The organism is Pseudoalteromonas peptidolytica (assembly GCF_012641745.1).
In the GTDB taxonomy this organism is placed as follows: Bacteria; Pseudomonadota; Gammaproteobacteria; order Enterobacterales; family Alteromonadaceae; genus Pseudoalteromonas; species Pseudoalteromonas peptidolytica.
Genome location: NZ_WEHZ01000072.1, coordinates 1 through 2,340 on the forward strand (window position 1 = coordinate 1; position 2,340 = coordinate 2,340).

A 2,340-nucleotide genomic window follows, 5' to 3' on the forward strand; every position below is an offset into this window, starting at 1 on the left:
TCGATATTAAATTGTTGAACTAAGCCGCTACGCGGAGATCCTACTCTCACCAACTGAGCCACACTTACCTTGAGGTTATCCCATAACTTGGAGGTAAGTCATGAACCCACTCATAGAACAAGTCAAAACAGAAATAGCCTACCTAGGGTATTCGCAACGTACATGCAAAAGTTACTGTGAGCATCTACTTAAACTGAGTCACTATTTCAATAAACCACTCGATTCAATTACCGATGATGAACTGAATACCTTTTTTAATGATCCGGCTATTCGTAAACTCTCTAGAGCAAGCCAAAAAGTACAAATAAATAGTATTTGGTTTTTGTTTAAACATATTTTACACCGACCGCTGAACCTAGATATCGCATTACCAAAAGCGAAGACTCGCGCACCAACCTATTTATCTCGAGACGATATTCGGCGGTTGATAGAAAACTGTACGGATATGCGATTAAAAACGTTAATTGTGGTTTGCTATGGTTGTGGCTTACGCATTGGTGAGCTTTTGCATATTAAAGTGCAAGACATTGATGGAAAGCGAAAAACCATTTTAATTGAACAAGGTAAAGGGGATAAGTCACGCTATGTGGTGGCCTCCGATAGCGTACTTAACCAATTACGTAGTTACTGGAAAATGTATCACCCAACGGGTTGGATGTTTTACTCACGATGGTTAATGGATAAACCCATGTCAGCATCAAGCTTCAGGAGACCATTACGTGAACATGCACGACATTGCGGCTTAACTCACTGTAATCCACATGCACTACGCCATGCTTATGCAACACATCAACTTGAATCAGGTATGCCGTTGCACCAACTTCAACATCAGCTTGGACACAGTGATATTAAAACCACGCAAAGCTACTTACATTGGTTACCCGAATTGGGGCATGGCGGTGTTGATTTACTCGCAAGTTTGGTTAAACCATGAGTACTTTACATCTCGCTGATATTTTAAATTCGAGCCTTGGGCATTATCGGCAACATCATATAATGAGCTATCAGCAGCAACGCGTCTGTCAGCATCTTCAATCATGCAGAACGGGTCAGCTCGGTTATCAAACATGGCAGTGCGATAACTGCGGTGAATCACAGCAGATTGGGTGCAGCTGCCGAGACCGCCATTGTCCACGGTGTCAAGGAATGGCAACGGCAAGGTGGATACAAAAGCAGCAAGAGAACTTATTACCATGCCGCTATTTCCACCTTGTCTTTACGCTTCCTCATGAACTTAATGCCATTGCCCACTATAACCCAAGTGCCTTATACCAGTGTTTATTCAAAGCAGCATGGCAAACCTTGAGTAAATTTGCTAACCGAAAAGGGCATGGCCAATTAGGAATGACTAGCGTCTTGCATACTTGGGGGCAAAATTTAAGTCAGCATATTCATTTACACTGTTTAATCCCAGCAGGTACGCTCGATAAGACTCAATGGAATGAGATAGAAAAAGGCTATTTATATCCCGTTAAAGCTTTATCAACGGTCTTTAGAGGAAAAATGCTAGCGGCGCTTAGTGAATGTAATACTTCACTCATGAAGGTAAACACGCCAACAAAGTGGTGCGTGTATAGCAAAGCCTGTTTAGCTTACAGTGAAAAGCTAGTAAGTTACCTAGCACGGTATACCCGAAAAGGCGTGATGTCTGAATCACGTTTAGTATCAGCGAATGCACAGTCGGTGAGCTTCAAATACCGAGATTACGCGGATGATAATCGTGATAAAGTGATGACACTGAGTAATGACGAATTCTTACGGCGTTATTTGCAGCATGTACTACCGAAAGGATTTATGCGTATTCGGCATTACGGTTTTTTAGCCAATGCATGTCGCAAGCGAAAGTTAGCGCTGATAAGGTCGCAGGCGTCATGCACATGCAGAGTAAAGAGGCCAAAGACAGGAGAAAACGTGACATTGATACCGAATTGGGCTTGTCAGCATTGTAAGGTAGGTATCTTGCGGCTAATTGGCGTATTCAAGTTAGATGCAACACCGACCAAAGTAGACCGAACGAGTTAGCAGCTTGATAGCTGCTCAAAATCAATTAGTTAACCTGCTTAATTGCTCAGGCTAGCGGCCTCTGTACGCTAAAAAAATATAATTGCTTATTAAGGTAAATTTAGGTGTAATGAATACATAATGAGCGCTGAGCAATGCAGGGAAAGCTTACATAACACTAGCTAAACTGAATACACTAGCTAGGAAAGTGAGAGCCTCCAAAAAGCAAATTCCCTTAGCATAAATAACACCAACTCTGAGACATCGAGCGGGTAGCAGCTCAGTCCAACAAGCGATTATGCAACACAAACTGCGTGTCGCATAAATACTAAAGTGTTA

At 42.3% G+C, this 2,340-nt stretch carries 2 protein-coding genes; both read left to right on the forward strand.

Annotated elements, in window-relative coordinates; genetic code table 11:
* Nucleotides 1-100: 100 nt before the first annotated feature.
* On the forward strand, nucleotides 101-934 hold the full coding sequence (locus F9Y84_RS21735; protein ID WP_147391481.1) for a tyrosine-type recombinase/integrase: 834 nt from the start codon (nucleotides 101-103) through the stop codon (nucleotides 932-934).
* Entirely contained in the window at nucleotides 931-2,022 is a 1,092-nt protein-coding gene (locus F9Y84_RS21740; protein WP_147391482.1) for an IS91 family transposase, read from the forward strand. The genes F9Y84_RS21735 and F9Y84_RS21740 overlap by 4 nt, the downstream gene beginning before the upstream one ends.
* Nucleotides 2,023-2,340 lie beyond the last annotated feature (318 nt).

What these genes read in the sequence shown, in the direction of transcription:
- F9Y84_RS21740 (WP_147391482.1), top strand. Translation starts at nt 931, where the DNA reads ATGAGTACTTTACATCTCGCTGATATTTTAAATTCGAGCCTTGGGCAT.
- F9Y84_RS21735 (WP_147391481.1), top strand. Translation starts at nt 101, where the DNA reads ATGAACCCACTCATAGAACAAGTCAAAACAGAAATAGCCTACCTAGGG.